Origin of the sequence: Nonomuraea sp. NPDC049709 (genome assembly GCF_040674815.1) — a bacterium.
Classification (GTDB): domain Bacteria; phylum Actinomycetota; class Actinomycetes; order Streptosporangiales; family Streptosporangiaceae; genus Nonomuraea.
The window spans coordinates 138,238-159,815 of the sequence record NZ_JBFANM010000006.1; the positions used below are offsets into that span (position 1 = coordinate 138,238).

Consider the following 21,578-nt stretch of genomic DNA (forward strand, 5'->3'; position numbering starts at 1 on the left):
TATGCGCCGCCTACCGCATCAGATCAGGATCGCCGTCGTCCGGCCCGGCCTGCCTGGGCACTTCCAGCAGCCCGAGGGTGTCCTGCTCGCCCCTCCGGGTGATCACCTCGTTGATCGCCTCGGTCAGCTCCTGCCTGTCGTAGGCCCCCTCGGGCAGCTCGTTGAGGTGCGTCAGCAGGTCGGCCGGCAGGCCCACGTGCCGCGAGACCTGCGAGTAGACCTCCCTCATCGCGACCCGCTCGCGCCCCCGGAACGCCTCGTCGATGGCCTGCTGCAACTCGTCGAGCACCGCATGATCCGTCATCGTCATCCTCCCCTAGGTCCGGTGAGCAGGTCTTCGGCCTGCTCCATCACCATGTCCACCGAGACGTCGCGTACCCATGACACGTCGTGCGGGCAGCGCTCGGCGCCCGGGGCCACGCCGCCGGCGCCGCAGCGCGGGCAGGCCGTGGTCCAGGAGATCAGCGGCCGGTGCGCGGTCCTGCTGAGCGGGCCGGCGTTGATCAGGTTGCCGCACCAGTAGACGGCGACCGTGGGGGTTCCGACGGCCGCGGCCAGGTGGCGCGGGCCGGTGTCGTTGGCGATCAGCAGGTCGCAGCGCTCGTACAGGGCGGCCAGGGCGCCGATGCCGAGCGTGCCGACGACGGGGATCGCCGGCCGGCGCATCGCCGCGACCACGCCCGTCACCAGGTGCTCCTCCTCGCGCGTACCGGTCACGGCCACGGGACGGCCGGTCCGGTCGGCCACCTCGGCGAAGCGCTCCACCGGCCAGCGCCGCCGGGGATCGGTCGCGCCCGGGTGCACGGCCACCAGCCCGCGCGGCGGCTCCCCGAGCGCGCGGGCCAGCTCGGCGCGGTCCTCGCCGGTGACCGCCACCCGCGCCTCCAGCCCGCCGCCCACCGCGCCGACCAGCGCGGCGACCTGCAGGAAGCGGAGGGTCTCGTGGTGATAGTCGGTGTACGGCACCCAGCGGTCCAGGCTCTCCGCCCCCGGGGCGCGCATCCCGGCGGTCACCCTGGCGCCCAGCCGGCGCATGAACGGGTTGGAGAACCGCCCGCCCCCGTGGATCTGCACGGCCAGGTCGAACCCGCGCCCCCGCAGTTCCTCGCACAACCCGTCGGGCACCACATGCCCGGCTTCCGGCGTGGAGACACCGGTGATCGGCGGCAGCGCCACCACGTCGTCCACGGGCCCGGGCCGTCCCGTGAGGAACTCGGCGTGCCACGCGGTGCCCAGCAGCGTCAGGTGCGCGCCGGGGTAGGCCCGCTTGAGCGCCTCCAGCGCCGGCACGGCCATGAGGTAGTCGCCGAGCGCGTTGGCCCGCAGCACCGCGATCCGGCGTACGCCGCCGACCAGCGCCTCCAGGGCGGGACCGTCCCTGGCCGGCACGAGCACATCGAGATCTGAAGGGCCGCGCATAGCGGCCTGGCTACCCAGGGATCTCCTGTCCGTAACTTCCGCCATACCGGGTTTGAGCAGGTCTTTCGCAGGTACTCGCCTTCCATGGGCACAGACAGGGTGATCCGCGCCGCGGTCGTCGGCGACGTCATGCTCGACTCGTGGCTGCACGGCTCGGCCAAGCGTCTGGCCCAGGAGGCGCCGGTGCCCGTGATGAGCCTGGAGGCGACCGAGGACGCCCCGGGCGGGGCCGCCAACACCGCGGCCAACCTGGTGGCGCTCGGCGCGCGGGTGCACCTCGTCGGCATCGTGGGGGACGACGACTGCGGGGACAAGCTGGTGCAGTCGCTGCGCCTGCTCGGCGTCGGCACCGACCTGGTGACCGTGCCCGGGCGGCGGACGGCGCACAAGCGGCGGCTGGTCACCAGCGGCCAGCTCACCGCGCGCTACGACGAGGAGGACCTCGACGTCATCCCGGAGGAGGCCGAGCGGGAGCTGCTCGGCCGGCTGGCCGCGGCCGTGGCGGACGCCGACGTGGTGGTGGCGTGCGACTACGGCGGCGGGGTGTTCACCTCCGCCGTGCGGCGGGCGCTGGCCGGGCTGCCGCTGCTGGTGGTGGACGCGCACGCGGTGGCGCCGTGGCGGGAGTGCGGGCCGGCCGCGGTCCTGCCGAACTACGCCGAGGTGGTGCGCCTGCTGGGCGACGGGACCGGCAACGGGACCGGCGACCGGCCGGCGTACCTGATGGCCCGCTCGGACCGGCTGCTGGAGCTGACGGGCGCCGGGATCGTGGTGACCACGCTGGACGGGGAGGGCACGCTCCTGCACAGGAGCGGCCACCCGCCTTACCGGACCTACGCCTCGCCCGCGCCCCAGCACATGGCGACGGGCGCGGGCGACACCTACGCCGCCGCGTTCGCGCTCTGGCTGGCCGGCGGCGCGTCGCCGGAGGAGGCGGCGGAGGCGGGCCAGGCGGCGGCCGGCGTCGTCGTACGCCGCCAGGGCACCGCCATCTGCACCCGCTACGACCTGCTGCGCGCCCTGCGCCGCCACGAGGGCACGGTGCAGACGCCCGAGCGCCTGGCCCAGCTCCTGGACGAGCACCGGCGAAGGGGCGAGCGGGTGGTGTTCACCAACGGCTGCTTCGACGTGCTGCACCGGGGCCACGTGACCTACCTGGAGCAGGCCGGCCAGCTCGGTGACGTGCTGGTGGTGGCGGTCAACAGCGACGCCAGCGTGGCCCGGCTGAAGGGGCCGGGCCGGCCGGTCAACCCGTGCGAGGACCGGATGTCCGTGCTGGCCGCGCTGAACGACGTGGACTACGTGACCGAGTTCGACGAGGACACCCCGGAGCGGCTGCTCAGGATGATCCGGCCGGAGCTCTACGTGAAGGGCGGCGACTACACCGCCGAGATGCTCGCCGAGGCCCCGCTGGTCCGGTCGCTGGGCGGCGAGGTACGGGTGCTCGGCTACCTGCCGGACCGCTCGACCACCGCCATCATCGGCCGCATGCGCTCGCTCCCGTGAGGGTTTAACCGGGGTGCCGTTCGGTAGGCGCCACACCATGACACAGACCCTGCGGACCCCTCCTGACCTGGACGAAGACGTACGGGAGCGACGGGAGCGCAAGCCGGTCGCGCGTGCCGCCGCCCGTGGCGCGATCGCGTCCATGGCGATGTCGGGCCTGCGGCAGCTCACCACCGCGCTCGGGCTGGTCCCGACGACGCCACCGGAGTCCGTCATCGAGCGGACCGCGCCCACGGCCTTCCACCGCATCCCGGTCGACCGGCGGCCGGCCGTGGTGGAGATGGTGCACTGGTTGTACGGCGCGGGCGGCGGCGCGGTCTTCGCCCTGCTGCCGCGCGCGGCGCGCAGGCAGCCGTGGGCGGGCCCGGCCTACGGGGTGCTGGTCTGGGCCGCCTTCGAGATGGCGATCGCGCCCGCGCTCGGCCTGCACCGCCGGCACGGCACCGCCGAGCGGCTCGCGCTGCTGGCCGACCACGTCCTGTACGGCGCCGTGGTGGCCGCCTCGCCCTGGCCGCACGAGGACGACCGCTGAGGGCGCCTACTCCCGCAGCGCCCTGGTCAGCCACGGACGCAGGATCGGCAGCACAGTGGCCGCCTGCATGGCTCCCATGTGGTCGAGCCCGTCCAGCACCTCGACGTCCCAGCCGAGCGCTTCGAGCTCCGCCCGGTGCCGCACCAGCGGTCCCCCGATGTCGACGACCACACCGCCCCACCGCTCGTCGTAGCTGATCGCGTCGGCGGACCCGGCGAAGCACAGCCGCGGGCAGGACAGCCGGACCGCCCGGTCGTCGAAGCCCCGGAGGGCCTCGTACAGCGTGACGAACTGCCTGGCCTGCTCCTCGGTCGTGCTGACCGCGGCGGAGGACCAGTCGTAGGCGTCGTCGGAGCTCTTCCCAACGGGCGCGGGAGTGGGGTTGACGGCCTCGGCGTACGCGGCCTCGGTGACCCGCAACATCTCCGCGTACGGCCCGCCGTACGGTGGATACCCGCCCATGACCAGCGCGGCGAGCCGGTCGGTCCGGATCGCGAGCTGCAGCCCGCTCAGCCCCAGCCACGAGTACCCGTAGTACGCGAACCGCTCGGCCCCCACCGCGTCGGCCACGGCCAGCAGGTCGGCGGCCACGTTCTCGGGCGTGAGCGTGTCCGGTTTGGGGGTGTTCAGGCAGTGACCCGTGTAGTCGAAGGCCACGACCTGGAAGGCGTCGCTGAGCCCGTCGATCAGCGACCGCCCGAGCGCCGGATCGGTGCCCCACTTGCGCAGCTCGTCGGCCTGCGCGCCTTCCACAGGCTGTGGATCGACCGGCAGCAGCACGGCCGGGCCGGACCCGTGCACCTCCACCTCGATGGTGCTCCCGTCGTGCATCCTCGCTCGGCCCATCGTGCGCCTCCTAACTCAGTACACCGTAAAGAATCGTCACGGCGAGGATAGCTTATGGCGTAAAGAGTCTCAACGGATTGGGGACGGGCACCCACCGCATGGCGGCGCCGTCGGCGTCCAGCCAGCGCAGCAGGAGGTTGGCCTTGGCGGGGATGTGGGCGGCGGCGAGCAGGTCCCGCAGCTCCGGCGGATCGCCGTACTCCTTGGCGGCGGCGGCGAACACGGCTCTGGCCCGCGCCCACAGCTCGTCGCCCAGCCGGGGATGGCGGGCCGTCACCGCACCGGCGATCTCGCACAGGTTGTTGGTCAGCAGGCAGTAGACCAGCCGCTCCCACGCCCGCACGCCGCCCAGTACCGGCGAGCCGAGCCGCGGGTGCCGCTCGGCGACGAGCTTGACGCCCTCGTGGTCGCGGAACAGCGCCTGCGCGGGCAGTCCCCGCTCGTCCACCGCGACCAGCACGTTCTGCAGGTGGCATTCGAGCACGACCCCATGGCGCAGGTACGCGTGCAGGACCGGCGGCACCACGTGCTCCAGGTACCGCTCCCACCACACGAGCGCCCCGTCCTCGTCCAGCCCGTCGAGCGGGTTGCCGGGGAAGCCCTCGCTGACCCCGGCTGCCTGCAGCGCGGTCAGCCCGGGCCGCACGTGCTCGCGCAGCCCGTCGCGGACGATCACCGCCAGCGCCTCGCCCCCGTCCCCGCCCAGCTCCGCGCTGCGGTAGCCGCGGTCGCGCAGCACGGCCGGGCGCGGGAGGTGCTCGGGAAAGTCGTCGAAGGCCGCGTCCACCAGGGCCACCACCGTCTCGAGGTGGCGCAGGTCGTGCAGCCACAGGCGGCGCACGTCGTTCGTGATCCGCACGTCCAGGCTGAACTTGCAGAACAGGTCCGCCTCCGGCAGGTACACCGTGCGGATGGACGCGGTGGGCACCGCCGCGGCCGCCGTGACCCCCAGGTGCCGCAGCCGGCCGTCCCGCAGGCCGCCGAGCAGCTCCACCTGCCAGGGGTGGGCGGGCAGCAGGACCAGGCCGTCGCCGGCCGGGCCGCCGAGCCGGTCCAGCGCGCCCCCGTCCCCCTCCTCCACCAGGTCCGCGACGGGCACCCCGAGCAGCGTCAAGGGGAAGCTCGTGCGCGCCTCGGGCGAGTAGGGCAGCCACGCCTCGGGGCCCGACCCGCCGCGCGCCTTGGGCGCGGGATGGTAGCGGTGGCCCGCCACGAGAGCCTGCTCGGAGCGCAGGTACGGGTCCGCGGGCAGCACGGCGGTCCGCCTGGCCGCCAGCAGCGCGGCCGTGACGTCCCGGCTCTGGAGGATCTCGGCGGGCAGCGCGTCATTGCCGACCCCGGTGCTCGCCCGCAGCTCCGCGGCCGTCAAGGCGACCAGATCCGCCAGCGGCAGCGGGCACCAGCCGTCAGGGGTGCGCAGGGCGGGGGCGGTGGGGAAACGCGTGCCACCGACGCGCAGCACGTGGCCGGTCGCGGGCAGCAGGTACGTGCCGGGGCCGTCGGGCCGGGCCACCTCCCGGATCAGGCAGTTGAGCAGCGCCGTCACCGCGAGGACCTCGGCCTCCGCAGCTGCCTCCCACCCCGGCCCGGAGGGTGGAGGAAGGACGTCAGTAGATGCCATGTCGACCCTACTCCTACCCTTTGTCCCGATTGGTGGCCACAGAGTAGCTACGGGGCATCTTTCTGGGAAAGGTGGGAAATATGAGGCCGTTGGAGGCGGACTTCGCCGCGGAGCTGGCCCTCGTGCGTCCCGGCCTCTCCGCCGCGTACGCCGGGGCGCTCCCCGGCGCGCGCGCCGCCGTCCTGGGCCGCCTGTGGCGGGGGCTGCTGTACGAGCCGCTGCCCGGGCTGACGGCGTCCGGTCCCGCGTGCGTGCTGCTGGCCGACGGGCGCAGCCTCACGGGGCGTTCGCGGCGGCCGTACGACCTCGGGGTCGAGCCCGCGCTCTGGCTGGACGGCCGCCCCCACACGCACCCGGCCGAGCTGCTGGCCGCCCTCGGCCTGCCCGGCACGGACCGGCTGGTCGAGGACCTGGACAACAGCGTCGCCTCGCTGGCCCTCTCCCGCGCGGACGCCTCCGCCCGGCCCGCCGCCACGCTCGAGGACTACGAGCAGAGCGTCGTGGACGGCCATCCCTATCACCCGGGCTGCCGCAACCGCCCGGGCGTCTCCGTGGCCGAGCAGCTCGCGTACATGCCGGAGCACCGCCCCACGGTCGCCCTCGACCTGCTGGCGCTGCCCGTACGGGACTGCCTGGTCACGGGTCCGTGGCCGGCCTCCCTCATGGACGGCGACCGGCTCCTGCTGCCCGTGCACCCCTGGCAGACCAGGCACGTCCTGCCCGCCCTGGGCCTGCGGCCGTACGCCGCGGGGGTCATCAGGACCCGGCCGCTCATGTCCGTACGGACCCTCGCCCCGCTCGACGGCGGCCCGCATCTCAAGACGGCCTTCACCACGCGCATGACCTCGGGCGTCAGGGACATCTCCCCCGGCTCGGTACGCGACTGCGTTCCCCTGTCGCACCTGCTCACCACGCTGTCCGCGCGGTGCGGCGGCGGGCTGCGCATCGCCCGTTACCTGGCCGGGGCGGCGGGCTCGGTGCACGGCGAGCACAGCGCCGACCTGTCGGCCATGCTCCGCGAGCCCACGCACGAGGCCGGCACCGTGCTGCCCGTCGCCGCGGTCACCCGGGCGACGGCGCGCACCCCTGGGGCGTGGCTGGCCGCGTTCGCCCGCCTGGCCCTGACGAACGCGTTGAGCCTGCTGTCGCTCGGGGTGGCGCTGGAGGCGCACGGCCAGAACCTCGTGGTGGCGGTCGGCGGGGACGGCCTGCCGTACCGGCTGATCTATCGCGATCTGGCCGACGTCAGGATCAGCCCCGCCAGGCTGGCCCGCAACGGGATCGAGGTCCCGCCGGTCAGCGCCCGGCTCCTCACCGACGACCCCGCGGTCCTGCACGCCAAGCTGTTCGGGTCGCTGGTCGGCACCACGTTCGGCAGCCTGGTCTCCCTGTTCGGGCAGGGGGACCGGGCGGTGGAGGCCCGGCTCTGGGACGTCGTGGCCGCCGCGGCCCGGCGGGCGTTCGAGGCGCTGCCCGGCACCCCGGACGTACGCGCCGACCGCGACGCCCTGTTCGGGGAGCGGGTCGCGGTCAAGGCCCACCTGCTCTCGCGGCTGGAGGGCGCCCCGCCGGGCGACAGCTGGACGAGCCTGCCCAACCCTCTCGCCGCCCGCGTGGCCCTTTGATACCGAATTACCTGGCTCTTTCCGCCGCCGGGTAGGAGGATGGGCGGCGAGCCGGAAATCCGCCGGCGCGGCGATCCCGATCGCGCGGCGGCGGATGGGGAGGGGGCTTGCGATGATGCAGCTGTCGGTGCGCCTTGTCCCGGTCGACGACGCCACCCTGGTGGTCGCCCTGACCGGAGAGCTGGACTCGACGACCAGGCCGGTGCTGGCCGCCTTCCTGGATCCGCTGCCGAGGTCGCCGGTGAAATACGTGCTCGTGGCGGCGGGAGACCTCTGGTTCTGCGACCTGAACGGCCTGGAGCAGTTCGCGTCCACCCACGGCGCCCTGCAGGCCAAGGGCGGCCACCTGGCCATCGCCGAGGCCCAGCCGGCGCTGCGCCGCCTCATCGGGCTGATGGCCGAGCATGCCTGCGCGGCGATGCCGGTGTTCGCCAGCATGGCGGAGGCCCTCGCGGCCGCCGGGGTGGTGGAATACCAGACGCCGGCGTTGCTCCCTGCCGGCCACCGCCACCTGCCGCGCCTGCGCAGCGTGCCGCGCATCCAGCCGGCCGTCCGCGACCGTCCCCGGCCCGCGCGCGAGCTGCCACCCGGCCGGTCGGAGACCGATCCGCCCAGGCCGCCCGCCGGCCCGGGAAACGGCCCACACGGAAACGGGTCACACGGAAACGGGTCACCGGGAAACGGCTCGCTACCGGCGATCATCCATCAGTCGCGCACGCTCTGCGAGCAGGCCGTCCACCAGCAGCAGACCCTGGCCGAGCAACTGGCCGCGGCGGCCAGGGCCCGCATGCTGCTGATCAGCGCCCGCGAGCGCTGCAACGACAGCCTGGGAGCCCTGCGCGCCAATCTCACGCACGCGCGCTGGGCCCTGGAGCCCCGCTGCGCGAGCTCGGCACGGCCCCGACTTCCACGGCCTGGTCCCTGATCTCCGGCCGACGCGCATGTTCCCTCCCCATCCCTGGACAGGCGGAGGAGATGGCGACAGCGGTGCGCGACGTGGTCGTGGTCGCCGCGACCGCCGGCGGGGTCGAGCCACTGCGGGTCAGACCGCTCAAGGCTGCTCCCGCCGCGCTGCGGCACTTCCATGAGAAGACGGAACGCAACCTCGAAACCCTGAATACCATTCGCATGCTGCAATCCCGCATCGGCCGCACCGGCGGCACTCCGCTGACAAGTTGACCTCGCGGGATCGGCGTAGTCTTCCGTTGTGGCACCAGAGGAAGAGCGTGAGTTCGACGACCTCCTCGTTCTCCTCAAGGAGACCCGCGGGTTCGATTTCACGGGATACAAACGCAACACCCTCATCCGGCGGATCGCCCGCCGGATGGAGACGCTGAGGCTGCGCGACTACGGCGAATACCGCGATCTGCTCGAGCTGGAGCCGGAGGAGTTCACGAGGCTCTTCGACAGCTTGCTGATCAATGTCACCGGCTTCTTCAGGGACACCTCGGCATGGCAGCGCCTGCGCGAGCTCGTGGTCCCCGCCCTGCTCGACCAGAAGGCCGCCGGCCGGCCCATCCGGGTGTGGAGTGCCGGCTGCGCGACCGGCGAGGAGGTCTACACGGCCGCCATGGTGCTGGCCGAGGAGATGGGCATCGACCAGTTCCGCGACCGGGTGAAGATCTACGGCACGGACCTCGATGACAAGGCGCTGCAGGTCGCCAGGACGGGCGTCTACGCCGACCGCACGCTCACCGACGTGCCGATCGACCTGCGCGAGACGTACTTCGACCCGCTGGACAACGGCCACTCCTTCCGCCGCGACCTGCGCCGCCAGCTGATCTTCGGGCGCAACGACCTCACCCGCGACGCCCCCATCTCCCGCGTGGACCTGCTCCTGGCCCGCAACACGCTCATGTACTTCAACACGGAGATGCAGCTCAACATCGTCCGGCGCTTCCACCTCGCGCTGTCGGACCCCGGCTTCCTGTTCCTGGGCAAGGCGGAGATGCTGCTCAACCACAGCGACAAGTTCGAGCCGGTGGACCTGCGCATGCGCCTGTTCCGGAAGGTCAGGCCGGCTCACCACGACGACCGGGCGCCGTGGCCGGTCACCGGCACCGCCGACGAGCTCGCCGCCCACCTGCCCAAGCTGGTGTCCGTGGCGCTGGCGGCCGGGCCCGTGGCCCAGATCGTCGTGGACGCCGCGGGCAACCTCGCGCTGGCCAACGCCAAGGCCGAGTCCCTGTTCAACCTCAACCCGCGCGACGTCGGCCGCCCCTTCCAGGACCTGGAGGTCTCCTACCGGCCCGTCGAGCTGCGCTCGGTCATCGAGCAGGCCCGCCACGACCTGGGGCCGGTCGAGCTGCGTGAGGTGATCTGGCACCGCGCCGGGCTGCCGGAAAGGGGCGTCTTCGACGTCTCCGTCGTTCCCATGCTCGCCTCGGGCATCCTCGTCGGCGTGGGCATCCACTTCTGCGACGTCACCCGCTACCGCAAGCTCAGGACCGAGCTGGAGCTGGCCAACGGGCAGCTCGAACAGGCCTACGAGCAGCTGCAGTCGCTCAACGAGGAGCTGGAGACCACGAACGAGGAGCTCCAGTCCACCAACGAAGAACTCGAGACGACCAACGAGGAGCTCCAGTCCACCAACGAGGAGCTGGAAACGATGAACGAGGAGCTCCAGTCCGCCAACGACGAGCTGCAGCAGATCAACGACGCCCTGACGGCCCGCACGATCGAGCTCGACGAGGTCAACACGTTCGTGTCCTCGGTGGTGCGCAGCCTCGGCGACGCCGTGGTGGTCCTGGACGAGGAGCTGCGGGTGGCCGTCTGGAGCCCCGGGGCGGAGGAGCTGTGGGGGGTGCGGGCGGACGAGGCCGTGGGCCAGGCGCTCGGCGGCCTCGACATCGGCCTGCCCCTCGACCCGCTGGTGCCGCGCCTGCGGGCCGCGCTGACCGACGGGTCCGATCCGCTCGAAGCGGTGGACGGGCTGGTGCTCGACGCGGTCAACCGCCGGGGGCGGCCGGCGCCGCTGACCGTGCACCTGTCCCACCTGCGTACGGAGGACGGCGCCGTCCACGGTCTCATCATGGTGATGAACGTGCTCGCCTCCTAGGCCGGGGTCTCAGCCGGTGGCCAGCTCCGCGAGCGGGATCCGGCGGAAGGCGATGGTCTCGTACGGGCCGAAGTTCCCGGTCTCGTACAGCAGTCCGACCGTGTCGCCGCCCACCCGCACCAGGTCGGAGTAGGCCGCGGGCAGCCCCGACACCGTGTGCGCCACCCGCCAGGTGACGCCGTGGTCGTCGCTGGCGCGTACCGTCATCAGCGCCCTCGCGTCGGGGGCGGCCGGGCCGGAGAACAGCAGCACGTCCGGCGAGTCGCACCACAACACGCTGCCCTCCACCACCGGGCCCACCAGCCCGGCCTGCGGGCGGAAGGGCAGCTCCAGCGTCTGGCCGCCGTCGGCCGAGTAGGCGTCCGCCCTGGTGCCGGGGGCGGTGGAGTCGGTGCGGGTGTTGAGGTAGACGCGCCCGCCGGGCAGCTCGGTGGCGGTGGTCTCGTTGACGTTGACGTACCCGTCCGGGTTGTCGTCGACGTACCCGATCCGCCAGGTCTGGCCGCCGTCGTCGCTCAGCAGCGCGTGGCCGCCGTTGTACTTGCCCTCGGTCCCGTTGTCCTGACCGCTCGGCGGCAGCGAGTGGTTGGCGGGGACCACGAGGCGCCCGGCGTGCGGGCCCTGCCGCAGCACCAGCGCGTGGCCGGGCGTCGTCGCGTACCAGCGCCACTCGGCCCGCTTCACGCTGCCGGTGATCTCGCGCGGCTCCGACCACGTGACGCCGTCGTCCTCGCTGACCTGTACGAACACCCGCCGCCCGTCGGCCGCCGCCACCTGACCGCGCCTGATCTTCTCCTCGGTCGCCGAAGGGCCCTGCCGGACGAAGACCAGCACGATCCGGCCGTCGTCCAGCACGACGGGTGCCGGGTTGCCGGCCGTGCCCCGGCGCGGCTCCGTGGCCACCACCTGCAGGGCGCCCCACGTCTGCCCGCCGTCCGCGGACCGCCTGAGCACCAGGTCGATGTGGCCGGAGTCGGAGGCCGAGCCGCGCCGCCCCTCGGCGAAGGCCAGCACCGTACCGGTCGTGGTCACCACGGCCGCCGGGATCCGGTAGGTGTGGTAGCCGTCCGTCTGCTGCCGGTACGGGACCGACGTCGGGTAACGATCCGCCATGCGAGCACGCTACGGCTCCCGGGTTAACGGACTTCGACGCCAGCCGTACGTGAAGACAAATGAGGCGAGCGGTGGAGTAGCGGTGTAAACGACAGAAGGGACGCCCGCATGACCGCCCCTCCAGAGGTGGACGATCCACCCAGACAGGCCGACGACGCGAGCGTGATGAGCGAGTCGTTACGCCGGCCGGAGCGGTTCGCGATCCTCTACGACCGCTACTTCGAGGAGATCTACCGCTACCTCGCCGCCAGGCTCGGCAGCGAGGCCGCCGACGACCTGGCCGCGGAGACGTTCCTGATCGCCTTCCGCAAGCGGCACACGTACGACGCCGGGCTCGGGGCCGTACGGCCGTGGCTGTACGGCATCGCCACCAAGCTCGTCGCCGGCCACCGCAGGGGCGTGACCAGGATGCTGGCGGCGTTCCGCCGCGCGCGGCCGGCCGACCCGGTCGAGGCGGGCCCCGAGGACCGGGTGCCGAGCCGGGTGGACGCGGCGAGCGTGCGGGGGCCGCTCGCCGGGGCGCTGGCCGCGCTCTCCCCGGGCGACAGGGACGTGCTGCTGCTCGTGGCCGTGGCCGGGCTGAGCTACGAGGAGGTGGCCGAGTCGCTGGGCATCCCGCCGGGCACCGTCGGCTCCCGCCTCAACCGGGCGCGCAAGCGGGTCAGGGCCGCGCTCGGCGACGTCAACCCCATGATCGGAGACGCAGATGGATGACCTGTCCGCGGTACGGGAGCAGCTCGCCGGGCCGGGGCCCACCACGGAGACGGTCGCCCTGGGGCGGGCCAGGCTCCTCCGGGAGATCGCCGACGAGCGGCCGCCGAAGGCGAGGATCCGCGCGGCTCGCTGGACCTCGTTCGGCCTGGGTCTGGCCGGAGCGGCCACGGCGGCCGTCATGATCGCCTCCACGGTCGCGGCCCCCGAACCGGTCGCGCCCCCCTCGGCGCGGCAGATCCTGCTGGCCGCCGCCACCTCCGTCGCCAAGCGGCCCGCGGGGGGCTCCTGGTGGGGCAACAAGCTGGTCCGAGGCGCCCGCTTCCACGATCCCACCGGCCAGTACGTCATCCAGACGGCCACCGCCGAGGAGACCTGGATCCAGGCCGGCGAGGTGACCAAGCCCCACTGGATCGTGCAGCGCTACCTCGGGGCCAAGCCCGCCACGCCACAGGATGAGGCCGCCTGGCGCGCCGCCGGCTCGCCGTCGTCCTGGGCCTACAAGACCGTCAACCCCTCCGACCTGGCCGGCAACCCGTTCGACGTCGAGGCCGCGCCCGGGGAGCCCGAGTCGTACGAGTCGCGGGACGTGGAGTGGCGCCTGCTCTTCACCGGCAAGACGCTGGCCGACATGGACCAGCTCCCCGCAACCCCGGAAGGGCTGCGCGCCCTGATGGAGCCCTCCTCCGGCGACATGGAGGGCCTGCTGCACAACCTGCAGAGCCTGATCGCGTACGTCCCCGTCCCCTCCGAGGTCCGGGCCGCGGCCTACCGGCTCATGGCCTCGCTGCCCGGGGTGATCGCCCAGGGACCGGCGACCGACCAGCTCGGCCGGACCGGACAGGCCGTCCTCTACCGCCAGCCCAGCCACACGCGGTCCGGCCGGCAGGTGCAGACCCGGCTGATCGTCGACTCGGCGACCGGCGAGCCACTGGCCGTCGAGACGCTCACACCGGACACGGGGGAGCTGATGTCGTTCGTGGCGATCGAGCAGAGCGTGTGGACCGACCGGAAGCCCGACTTCCCCAACCCGCAGCCGCGCAACTGACCGAGAGAGACCTTCATGCGAACCCTACTGACCACGGCCCTGACCACAGCGGCACTCGCGGCCCCTTCACCCGCCGCTTCACCGGCTGCCCACGCGCTCCAACCGCCGGCCCACCCGACCACCGCCCTGACGTCCGGCCACCACGCACCAGCCACCACCGCCCGGACAGCCGAGACCCGCACGCCGCCCAGCGCCACCCTCACTGCGGAAACCCACACAACTGCCGCCGCCACCCTCACTGCCGCAAGCCACACGACAGCCGCCAACGCCCTCACTGCTGCCGGCCACACGACTGCCGCCAACGCCCTCACTGCTGCCGGCCACACGACTGCCGCCAACGCCCTCACTGCTGCCGGCCACACGACTGCCGCCAACGCCCTCACTGGCGCGAGCCGCACCATGTCCGCCGACGCCACCGGCCGGACCGGCGTCGGGACACGGGAGGCGGTCGCCGAGGGCAAGTACTGGCACACCAGAACCCTGCAGGTCATGACCCACCCCCGCCAGGTGGGCCGGGGCGACAACAAGTACTGGCTGGTGGAGCGGCGGCTCAGTGAGACCTGGACCTCGCGCGACGGCCGGGCGTGGACGACCTTCCGGCGGCTGGGCGCGACACCCAAGTCCGCCGCCGACCGGGCGGCATGGAAACGGGACGGATCACCTAAGAAGTGGAGCTACCGCACCGAAGGCATGCTGCTGGAGCTGTCGATGGAGCCGGAGAAGGGCCGCGTGATCCCGCCCAGGTCCCCGCACGGCTGGTTCCTGGGATACACCCGGCTGACGTTCGAGGAGCTGCAGGCCGCCCCCACGGACCCGAGGCAGTTGAAGACCTGGCTGCAGAAGCTCTACAGCACACCGGGCGAACCTCCGATCGACCCGAGCACTGACCTCCCGTCCGCGTACACGGACTTGATGCACCGCCTGCCCGCCCCCAAGGCCGTACGAACAGCCGCGTACCAACTGCTGTCCCAAATGCCCGGCGCGACCGTCACCGACGCGGGCAAGGGCCGCAAGAAGGTCACCGAGCGCTCGGAGCGTCCCAACACCAAGGCCCGGCACGCCCGGATCATCGACACAAGGGACCTGCTGCTGGTGGGGACGGAGCTCGACACCATCCACAACGGCAAGCAACTGAACGCCAAGACGTGGACCACGGACGTGAAGTCCGGCTGGACCAACAACGAACCAGCCGCCTCCTGAGCCCACCCCCAGCCATGCCTCTGCCGCCGTGGAGTCGCCTCCACGGCGGCAGAGTCCTGGGGTCCCAGCTCAACGGATGAGGGGATCGCGGGTGTCAGCCCCGCACCGGTAAGCCCCTAAGCGACAGGGGCGGCGAACACGATCACGTTGTCGCGGTAGCTGCCGCGTGCACGGTCGAACGTCCCACCGCAGGTGATCAGCCTGAGCTGGGCACCCTTGCCCGAACCGTAGACCTCCTTGTTCGGGATGCGGTTCTTGGCGTAGCGGGCCAGGCGGCCGACCACGAAGGTGGCCGTGCTGCCGTCGGCCCGATCGACGTGGACGCGGTCACCCTTGCGCAGCTGGGACAGGCGGTAGAACACGGCCGGTCCGGTCTTGGAGTCGACGTGACCGGCGATCACGGCGACCCCCTTCTCGCCCGGCTCGGGCCCCGCCTTGTTCCAGCCCACCCGGTCGAACCTGGTGGGGGCGATCAGGCGGCCCTTGGCATCGAGCCGCAGCGGGGTCACCCGGGTGGAGACGTTGATGGCCGGGATGCGCAACCGTACGGGCTGGGCCACGTCACCGGACCCACCCGTACGACTCCTTACGCTCAGCGCCGACCGCACACCCTCACCCGAACCCACCGGCCTCAGCACCTCAGCGGTCTCCACCTCCGGGACGGTGGCCGCACCAGCGGAGGCATCCACCCCAACGGCGGCGTCCACCCCGACGGTGGCGCTCGCCCCGAAGGCCGTCCTCGCCCCGACGGTGGCGCTCGCCCCCAAGGCCGTGCCTGCTCCGAAGGTGGCGCTCGCCCCCAAGGCCGTGCCTGCCCCGACGGTAGTGCCCGTAGCGGCGTCGCCCCTGTTGAGGGCAGCGTCCGTAGCAATGGCGGTGCCCGCGTCAGCGGTCGGCTCGGCAGCCCCGTTGGTGGTCCGTCCGGTGGCCCCACCCGCGCTGCCACCAACCGCAGGCCGCACCCCGTCACTCGTTCCGACGGTCTCGTGGTGAGGGCTGTCGAAAGCGTTTCCGGTGGTGCAGGCGCTGGTTGCGAGCAGGGCGCAGGTGGTGACCGCCAGGAGCGCGCGCATGGTCAGCCCCTCGCGAAGAAGGTGCGCCGCAGCCAGTAAGCGCCCACCGCGAACAGCCCGGCGCCTGCCAAGCTCAGCGGCACCAGGGGCACCGCCCCACCCTCGTCGGCCTCACTGCTCCCCGCGGCCTCGCGCGCCGTGAACTCACCAATTGAGGACCCGCTTCCGTCGGACCCACCCGTGGCAGTCGCGCCTCCGACGGTCCCATCGCTGGCGGTCCCGCCCATGCCGGTGTCCACGCCACCGCGCGGCGCACCGTCATCGTCATCGTCGTCGTCCCGCGACGCCGCCCCACCGACACCCGTGTCCACGCCACCACGCGGCGCACCATCATCGTCATCGTCGTCGTCCCGCGACGCCGCCCCACCGACACCCGTGTCCACGCCACCACGCGGCGCGCCACCGTCGTCGTCCCCGTCTCCATCGTCCCCGCCGTCGTCCCCGTCCTCGTCATCGTCGTCGTCGGCCGAGGTGGTGACGTGGATGCTCGTCGGGGCGATCGCCGCCTGGGCGGCTGTTGGGGTGAGGATGGCGCCGACGGTGGCCGGCAGGAGTGTGATCGTGATGGCGAGCAGCAGTCGCCGTAATGCCTGACCCATGGAAACCCTCCTGGATGGTGTCCCCGCGGTGACTTCCGCGAGTGGTTCCAGGGTGTCGGGCGGCTGTTGGACCACGATGAGGTCGAGATGAAAGGACTCTCACGGCCGACGCCGGGAGTCGTCCGCTGCGCCAGGGTTCGACGTGTTCCCGGCCCGGCGTGAGAGGCCGCCGACCCGGCGTGAAACCATTTCAACGTAGCCGAGCGAGCACATGTGGAGGCTGGGGTGGCTGACGAATTCGACGTCATCGTGATCGGTGCGGGTCCCGCCGGTGAGAACGTCGTGGACAGGGCCGTGCGGGGTGGGTTGACGGCGGCCGTCGTCGAGGAGCGGCTGGCCGGCGGCGAGTGCTCCTACTGGGCGTGCGTGCCGAGCAAGGCGTTGCTGCGGCCGATCGACCTGGCCGGCGAGGTACGCCGGGTTCCCGGGCTCAAGCTCGGGGAGATCGACGTGGCCGCCGTGCTGGCCCGGCGCGACGAGGCCGTCTCCAACTACAGCGACGCCGGCCAGGTGCGCTGGGTCGAGAGCGTGCCCGCCGAGTTCGTACGTGGCCGTGGCCGCCTGGACGGCCCCAAGCGCGTACGCGTCACCATGGAGGACGGCGGCGAGCGCGTGCTGACCGCCCGCCAGGCCGTCGTGCTGGCCACCGGCAGCACCGCGGTCGTGCCGCCCGTGCCCGGCCTGGCCGAGGCGAAGCCCTGGACCAGCCACGAGGTGACGGCGACGAGCTCGATCCCCGAGCGGCTGGTCGTGCTCGGCGGCGGCGTGGTCGCCTGCGAGATGGCGCAGGCCATGCACGGTCTGGGCGCCCGGCAGACCACCGTGCTGGTACGCGGTGGCCGGCTGCTGAACCGCATGGAGCCGTTCGCCGGGGAGCTGCTCGCCGAGTCCTTCGCCGAGGAGGGCATCGACGTACGCTTCCACGCCGACATGGTCAGGGTCGAACGCCCCGAGCCCGGCGGGAAGGCGACCGTGCACCTGGCCGAGGGCCCGCCGCTGGAGGCCGACGAGCTGCTGGTGGCCACCGGCCGCCACGTCGCCACCCGCGACCTGGGCCTCGACACGGTGGGCCTGCCCGACGACGCGCCCGTCAAGGTGGACGACAGCATGCGGGCCACCGAGGTCCCCGACGGCTGGCTGTACGCCGTGGGCGACATCAACGGGCGGGTGCTCCTGACCCACATGGGCAAGTACCAGGCCAGGATCTGCGGCGACGTGATCGCCGCCCGGGCGCGGGGCGACGAGCTCCCCGCGATGCGGGACCTGGCGGACGGCTACGGGGCGCCCCAGGTCGTCTTCACCGACCCGCAGATCTGCGCCGTGGGCCGGACCGAGGAGGCGGCTCGCGCGGACGGCTTCCGGGTCCGCGCGGTGGACTACGACATGGGCGCGGTCACCGGGGCCTACCTGCTGGGCGACGGCTACCGTGGCCGGGCCAGGGCCGTGGTGGACGAGGACAGGAAGGTGCTGCTCGGCGTCACGTTCGCCGGGCCGGGCGCGGCCGAGCTGCTGCACGCCGCCACGATCGCGGTGACCGCCGAGGTGCCGCTCGACCGGCTCTGGCACGCGGTGCCGTCGTTCCCGACGGTGAGCGAGGTGTGGCTGCGGCTGCTGGAGGCGTACGGGCTGTAAGCAGGTGGGCCTCAAGGAAGGCGGGCTGTAAGAAGGCGGCTGTCAACGGCGGACAGCGAGGGCGCGGACGGAGTCGAGACCGGCTCAGGGCTCAGGGCTCAGGGCTCAAGGTTCAAGGTTCAGGGCTCAGGGTTCAGGCCGCGTCTCTCGGCGGGCCGCGCAGGATCGCGGTGGTGGGCTCAGGGAAGCGTCCTCCCGACCGCAGCATCAGCTCCGCCACCGTCTCCTCGACGCTGTCACGCAACTCCACGTGCGACAGCAGGTCCGTCAGCCGCAACACGGAAAGCAGGTGGTCGGAGGGCCGCACCAGGATGATCCGGCCGTCGCCCTCCTCCTCCATCCGCTGCATCGCCATCGCCAGCACCCCGATGACCGACGAGTCGTAGAAGTCGAGGTCGGCCAGGTCCAGCACCAGAACCGGCCCCGCCGACCAGTTCCACACGGCGTTGATGCGAGCGCTGAAGCGGACCCTGCCGTCGTGATCGAGCACGCCGCTGGCGCGCATGACCGTGCAATGGAGATGCCGGGTCGTCTCGATGCGCAAACCGCTCCTGCCCACACAGACAAACTGCCCAATGAGCGGCGTTATCACAGGTGATCGCTATTTTTCCGGACCTATTAGGCCCCGGCGTCCCCCCGATTACCAAGAGGACCGCTGACCAGCTTGCGCATGAGCACGGTGAGCGTGTCCATGTCCTCGCGGGTGAGGGGCGAGGCCAGGCGGGCCAGGTTCGCGGCGTGTTCGGTGAGCGCGTCGTCGACGATCCGCAGGCCCTCCTCGGTCAGCCGGACGCGGAAACTGCGCCGGTCGGCGGGGTCCAGGTTGCGCTCGACCAGCCCGGCGGCCTCCAGCCGGTCGAGCCGGTTGGTCATGCCGGCCCGCGACATCATCAGCACCTCCGACAGCTCGGAGGGGATCAGCGTGTACGGCGCCCCGGCCCGGCGCAGCGCCGCCAGCACGTCGAACTCGCCCTGCCGGAGCCCGCGCTTGGTGAAGACCCGGTCCACCTGCGGCACCATGAGCCGCATGGCCTGGGCGAGCCGGCCGAAGACGTCCATGGCCGACAGGTCGAGATCGGGCCGCTCGCGCCGCCACTGCTCGATGATCCCGTCGATGGCGTCGCCCATGAACCCGCATCTTATTCGAGCGAAAACTATTCGCGCCCGTAGCACCTGGTCCCGGCGTCCTCGGCGCGGATCCCTCGGGGAAAGGCGCGGGTCCCCCTGGAGGGAGGCACGCCCGCGCCCTGGCCGAAGCGAGTGCGGCCGGTGGTGGCCAGCCGGAGGTCGAATGGCGGACGGCGGGGCTAGTGCTGGGTGCCGGACTCCAGGGTCGGTACGGCGTCCGGGCACGGAGCCAGGACCACCAGCAGCGGCGAGTTCGACGGGCTGGGCAGCACCAGCTCGGTGATGTTGCCGCGCACGTTCTGCTCCGGCGCCCCCGCGTCCCCGTCCCTGACGCTGAGCACCCGCTCCACGGACGGCGCCGCCGAGTTCAGCAGCTTCCTGGTGGTGTGGCGGAGCCAGCGCAGCTCGCTGTTGACCCGCCGCCACGTCGCGGGGATCACGCTCACCGCCTCCGCCTTGGTGCCGAGCCGGAGCGTGATCAGGCCGCTGGACCCGAACCGGTCCTTGAGCACGGGGTTGACCACGAACATGCCCGAGCGCAGCGCGCGTACGCCCTGCCTGTTGAGGTTGGCCAGCCCGCCCGCGCTGATCAGCGAGTAGAGCTCGCAGCGCGACCCGTCGAGCGTGTCGGGGTCGTAGTCCACCGGCGGCGGCTCCTCGAACACGACCTTGTCCAGCCGCACCCCCGCCACGCCGTCCTCGGCGACGCGGCCCGACACGGCCCGGCGCACCTCCTCGCTGACGCCGTCGCCCTCGGTGATGTCCAGCGCCTCGATGCAGATGAGGCCGTCGTCGGGGATCTCCTCCGGCGACAGGTCGAAGGCCACCCGGGCGTGCGACTTCCGGCCGCGCAGCAGCACGCACTGGCGCAGCCGCCCCTGGGAGCGGATCTGGACGAACCGCGGCAGCGTGCTCGCCGGCTCGGTACGTCCCTCGTGCCAGCCGCTCACCGACCGCTCGTCGGTGGACAGCGCCACCTGCACCCGCAGCGGCCGCCCCTGCGCCGACACCTTGAAGCCGGCCAGCCCTGAGGTCTCGAACCTGCCCAGGATCTGGCGGCCGCGGTGCAACCGGTCGGTCACCTGCAGGGGAGCGGCCTTGCCGCTGGTCAGGTGTACGGGCGGGATGGCGGGAAGGATCACCTGGTCCAGGTCGGTGGCGGATCCTGAGCTGCTCATCTGGTGCTCCTCGAGGGGGTGAGTGTGGTGGCCAGCCCAATCGGGTCGTGGAAGTCGAATCGGGTGAGGACGGGCTCGCGCCGTTCCCACATGCGGGCGACCGCGCCGTAGAGGGGGTCGCCGTCGTGCTCGACGTGCCGCAGGTTGACGGCGAGCGCCTGGGCGTAGTCGTCGCCGTGCTCCCAGTGGGGCACGAGCTGGCTGGGCACGTCGGCGCCGCAGCGGCGCAACCAGAGCCACAGCCGGGCGCGCTCGCGCTGCTCGGGCCCGAGGAGGGACTCGCCCTTGGCGTGCCTGGCGACGGCCTCCCCGAGCAGCAGTCGGTGCTCGGACGGCGAGCCCGGGACGTGGGTGGCCCCGCAGGCGGCGCCCTCCGACCAGCCGGCCTGGATGACGGGGATGCCGAAGGCGGGCAGATCGCTGTCCTCGAACGTGACGCCCACGTCCGCCATGCTCCACAGGAGGTTGGCGGACAGCCCGCCGGTCACGCCCCTGATGCGGGGATGGCCGGCGACGGGGGCGGGGTCGAGGAACAGCCAGTTCGCGGACTCGTCGGCGGCGGCGAACTCCGCCGTCGTCCCGAACAGCTCCGCGTCGCGATCCGGCGCGTGGCCGAACACGACGATCGTGGGCCGGTCGGGGTCGAGGCCCAGCCGGGCACAGCCGTAGTAGCGGAGCTGGCGGCGCTCGGTGTCCGTACGGACCTGGTAGCCGCTCTTCGCCCGCCAGGCCACCCGCTCCGCGCCGGGCCTGATCAGCTCCCTGTGCGGCCAGACCTGCCGCTCGAAGAACGCGCCGACCCGGGCGGGCAGCTCGTCCTCGATCGAGCACGAGCCCTGGTCGGGGAACAGCGCGTACGCCTTCAGCGACCCCGTGCCGTGCACGTGCACGACGGGGACGTCCCTGCGCACGGCACGCTCCGGCCGGCTCGTGACCAGCGCGCGGGGCGGCACGTCGGGCCGGATGTCCCCCACGGCGCCGAATGCCTCGGCCAGCCGCCGCCACTCCGGCCCGGTCAGCACGACCAGCCGCGCGGAGAGCAGGCCGCAGACCGCCCTGGCCACCAGCAGCGTACGCGCCACGACCCGCAGGTCCTCGTCGTACGCCTCCGCCACGACGCATCCGTCGCCGCCGGCGGGCTCGCCCCAACAACTCCTGGCAGCGGCGAGCAGACGATCCACGTGCTCGCCATCCCCGACGCGACGCATAAGCCCCTCCACCAAGGCCAGGAAGAAATGCCCTGGTAGACGTTGCCAGATCGCGGCCGGGCCGCCCCGCCGTCAACACGC

General features: G+C 72.7%; 21 protein-coding genes. 10 read left to right on the forward strand and 11 right to left on the reverse strand.

Annotated features, from left to right (window positions below):
- Positions 1 to 10: 10 nt before the first annotated feature.
- Together AB0J69_RS07970 and AB0J69_RS07975 are read right to left on the reverse strand one after the other, a co-directional pair.
- Positions 11 to 304, reverse strand: a complete 294-nt coding sequence (locus AB0J69_RS07970; RefSeq protein ID WP_364114115.1) for a hypothetical protein — start codon at positions 302 to 304, stop codon at positions 11 to 13.
- 2 nt (positions 305 to 306) lie between these two features.
- Positions 307 to 1,419: a glycosyltransferase family 9 protein gene (locus tag AB0J69_RS07975; RefSeq protein WP_364114117.1), complete on the reverse strand. Its 1,113-nt coding sequence runs from the start codon at positions 1,417 to 1,419 to the stop codon at positions 307 to 309.
- Between the two features lie 84 nt (positions 1,420 to 1,503).
- Between AB0J69_RS07975 and rfaE2 the strand changes: the two genes are divergently transcribed.
- Positions 1,504 to 2,925: a D-glycero-beta-D-manno-heptose 1-phosphate adenylyltransferase gene (gene rfaE2, locus AB0J69_RS07980; RefSeq protein ID WP_364114119.1), complete on the forward strand. Its 1,422-nt coding sequence runs from the start codon at positions 1,504 to 1,506 to the stop codon at positions 2,923 to 2,925.
- 37 nt (positions 2,926 to 2,962) lie between these two features.
- A complete protein-coding gene (locus AB0J69_RS07985) occupies positions 2,963 to 3,457 on the forward strand; it encodes a hypothetical protein (RefSeq protein ID WP_364114121.1) in 495 nt (164 codons plus the stop codon).
- Between the two features lie 6 nt (positions 3,458 to 3,463).
- Here AB0J69_RS07985 and AB0J69_RS07990 read toward each other — a convergent pair whose 3' ends face one another.
- Positions 3,464 to 4,303, reverse strand: a complete 840-nt coding sequence (locus AB0J69_RS07990) for an alpha/beta fold hydrolase (RefSeq protein WP_364114123.1) — start codon at positions 4,301 to 4,303, stop codon at positions 3,464 to 3,466.
- Between the two features lie 52 nt (positions 4,304 to 4,355).
- The gene (locus AB0J69_RS07995; protein WP_364114125.1) at positions 4,356 to 5,924 is read right to left on the reverse strand and encodes an IucA/IucC family C-terminal-domain containing protein; all 1,569 of its coding nucleotides are present in this window, start codon (positions 5,922 to 5,924) and stop codon (positions 4,356 to 4,358) included.
- An 80-nt stretch (positions 5,925 to 6,004) separates the two neighbouring features.
- Here AB0J69_RS07995 and AB0J69_RS08000 point away from each other — a divergent pair, with 80 nt between their 5' ends.
- The 4 genes from AB0J69_RS08000 to AB0J69_RS08015 all read left to right on the forward strand — a co-directional run bounded on the left by AB0J69_RS08000 (position 6,005) and on the right by AB0J69_RS08015 (position 10,607).
- On the forward strand, positions 6,005 to 7,549 hold the full coding sequence (locus AB0J69_RS08000; RefSeq protein WP_364114127.1) for an IucA/IucC family protein: 1,545 nt from the start codon (positions 6,005 to 6,007) through the stop codon (positions 7,547 to 7,549).
- 112 nt (positions 7,550 to 7,661) lie between these two features.
- Positions 7,662 to 8,474: an STAS domain-containing protein gene (locus AB0J69_RS08005; RefSeq protein ID WP_364114129.1), complete on the forward strand. Its 813-nt coding sequence runs from the start codon at positions 7,662 to 7,664 to the stop codon at positions 8,472 to 8,474.
- A gap of 50 nt (positions 8,475 to 8,524) precedes the next feature.
- Positions 8,525 to 8,728: a hypothetical protein gene (locus tag AB0J69_RS08010; protein ID WP_364114131.1), complete on the forward strand. Its 204-nt coding sequence runs from the start codon at positions 8,525 to 8,527 to the stop codon at positions 8,726 to 8,728.
- Positions 8,729 to 8,756: 28 nt separating this feature from the next.
- Positions 8,757 to 10,607, forward strand: coding sequence for a CheR family methyltransferase (locus AB0J69_RS08015; protein WP_364114133.1), 1,851 nt, complete (start codon positions 8,757 to 8,759; stop codon positions 10,605 to 10,607).
- Positions 10,608 to 10,616: 9 nt separating this feature from the next.
- Here AB0J69_RS08015 and AB0J69_RS08020 read toward each other — a convergent pair whose 3' ends face one another.
- Entirely contained in the window at positions 10,617 to 11,720 is a 1,104-nt protein-coding gene (locus AB0J69_RS08020; RefSeq protein WP_364114135.1) for a sialidase family protein, read from the reverse strand.
- 108 nt (positions 11,721 to 11,828) lie between these two features.
- On the opposite strand from AB0J69_RS08020, the gene AB0J69_RS08025 reads away from it, so the two are divergent.
- From AB0J69_RS08025 to AB0J69_RS08035, 3 genes are all read left to right on the forward strand, one after another.
- Positions 11,829 to 12,434 carry an RNA polymerase sigma factor gene (locus tag AB0J69_RS08025; RefSeq protein ID WP_364114137.1) on the forward strand — a complete coding sequence of 202 codons (606 nt, stop codon included), beginning with the start codon at positions 11,829 to 11,831 and terminating at the stop codon, positions 12,432 to 12,434.
- Positions 12,427 to 13,479, forward strand: a complete 1,053-nt coding sequence (locus AB0J69_RS08030) for a CU044_5270 family protein (protein ID WP_364114139.1) — start codon at positions 12,427 to 12,429, stop codon at positions 13,477 to 13,479. Before AB0J69_RS08025 ends, AB0J69_RS08030 begins: the two co-directional genes overlap by 8 nt.
- A gap of 399 nt (positions 13,480 to 13,878) precedes the next feature.
- Entirely contained in the window at positions 13,879 to 14,679 is an 801-nt protein-coding gene (locus AB0J69_RS08035; RefSeq protein ID WP_364114141.1) for a hypothetical protein, read from the forward strand.
- Between the two features lie 116 nt (positions 14,680 to 14,795).
- On the opposite strand, the gene AB0J69_RS08040 is transcribed toward AB0J69_RS08035, so the two are convergent.
- Both AB0J69_RS08040 and AB0J69_RS08045 read right to left on the reverse strand, forming a co-directional pair.
- A complete protein-coding gene (locus AB0J69_RS08040; protein ID WP_364114143.1) occupies positions 14,796 to 15,332 on the reverse strand; it encodes a class F sortase in 537 nt (178 codons plus the stop codon).
- 422 nt (positions 15,333 to 15,754) lie between these two features.
- Positions 15,755 to 16,351 carry a hypothetical protein gene (locus AB0J69_RS08045; RefSeq protein ID WP_364114145.1) on the reverse strand — a complete coding sequence of 199 codons (597 nt, stop codon included), beginning with the start codon at positions 16,349 to 16,351 and terminating at the stop codon, positions 15,755 to 15,757.
- 225 nt (positions 16,352 to 16,576) lie between these two features.
- On the opposite strand from AB0J69_RS08045, the gene AB0J69_RS08050 reads away from it, so the two are divergent.
- On the forward strand, positions 16,577 to 17,983 hold the full coding sequence (locus AB0J69_RS08050; protein ID WP_364114147.1) for an NAD(P)/FAD-dependent oxidoreductase: 1,407 nt from the start codon (positions 16,577 to 16,579) through the stop codon (positions 17,981 to 17,983).
- Between the two features lie 133 nt (positions 17,984 to 18,116).
- On the opposite strand, the gene AB0J69_RS08055 is transcribed toward AB0J69_RS08050, so the two are convergent.
- The 4 genes from AB0J69_RS08055 to AB0J69_RS08070 all read right to left on the reverse strand — a co-directional run bounded on the left by AB0J69_RS08055 (position 18,117) and on the right by AB0J69_RS08070 (position 21,470).
- A complete protein-coding gene (locus AB0J69_RS08055) occupies positions 18,117 to 18,527 on the reverse strand; it encodes an STAS domain-containing protein (protein ID WP_364114149.1) in 411 nt (136 codons plus the stop codon).
- Positions 18,528 to 18,601: 74 nt separating this feature from the next.
- Positions 18,602 to 19,111, reverse strand: a complete 510-nt coding sequence (locus AB0J69_RS08060; protein ID WP_364114151.1) for a MarR family transcriptional regulator — start codon at positions 19,109 to 19,111, stop codon at positions 18,602 to 18,604.
- A gap of 179 nt (positions 19,112 to 19,290) precedes the next feature.
- The gene (locus tag AB0J69_RS08065; RefSeq protein WP_364114153.1) at positions 19,291 to 20,289 is read right to left on the reverse strand and encodes a hypothetical protein; all 999 of its coding nucleotides are present in this window, start codon (positions 20,287 to 20,289) and stop codon (positions 19,291 to 19,293) included.
- Positions 20,286 to 21,470, reverse strand: a complete 1,185-nt coding sequence (locus AB0J69_RS08070) for a hypothetical protein (protein ID WP_364114155.1) — start codon at positions 21,468 to 21,470, stop codon at positions 20,286 to 20,288. Before AB0J69_RS08070 ends, AB0J69_RS08065 begins: the two co-directional genes overlap by 4 nt.
- Positions 21,471 to 21,578 lie beyond the last annotated feature (108 nt).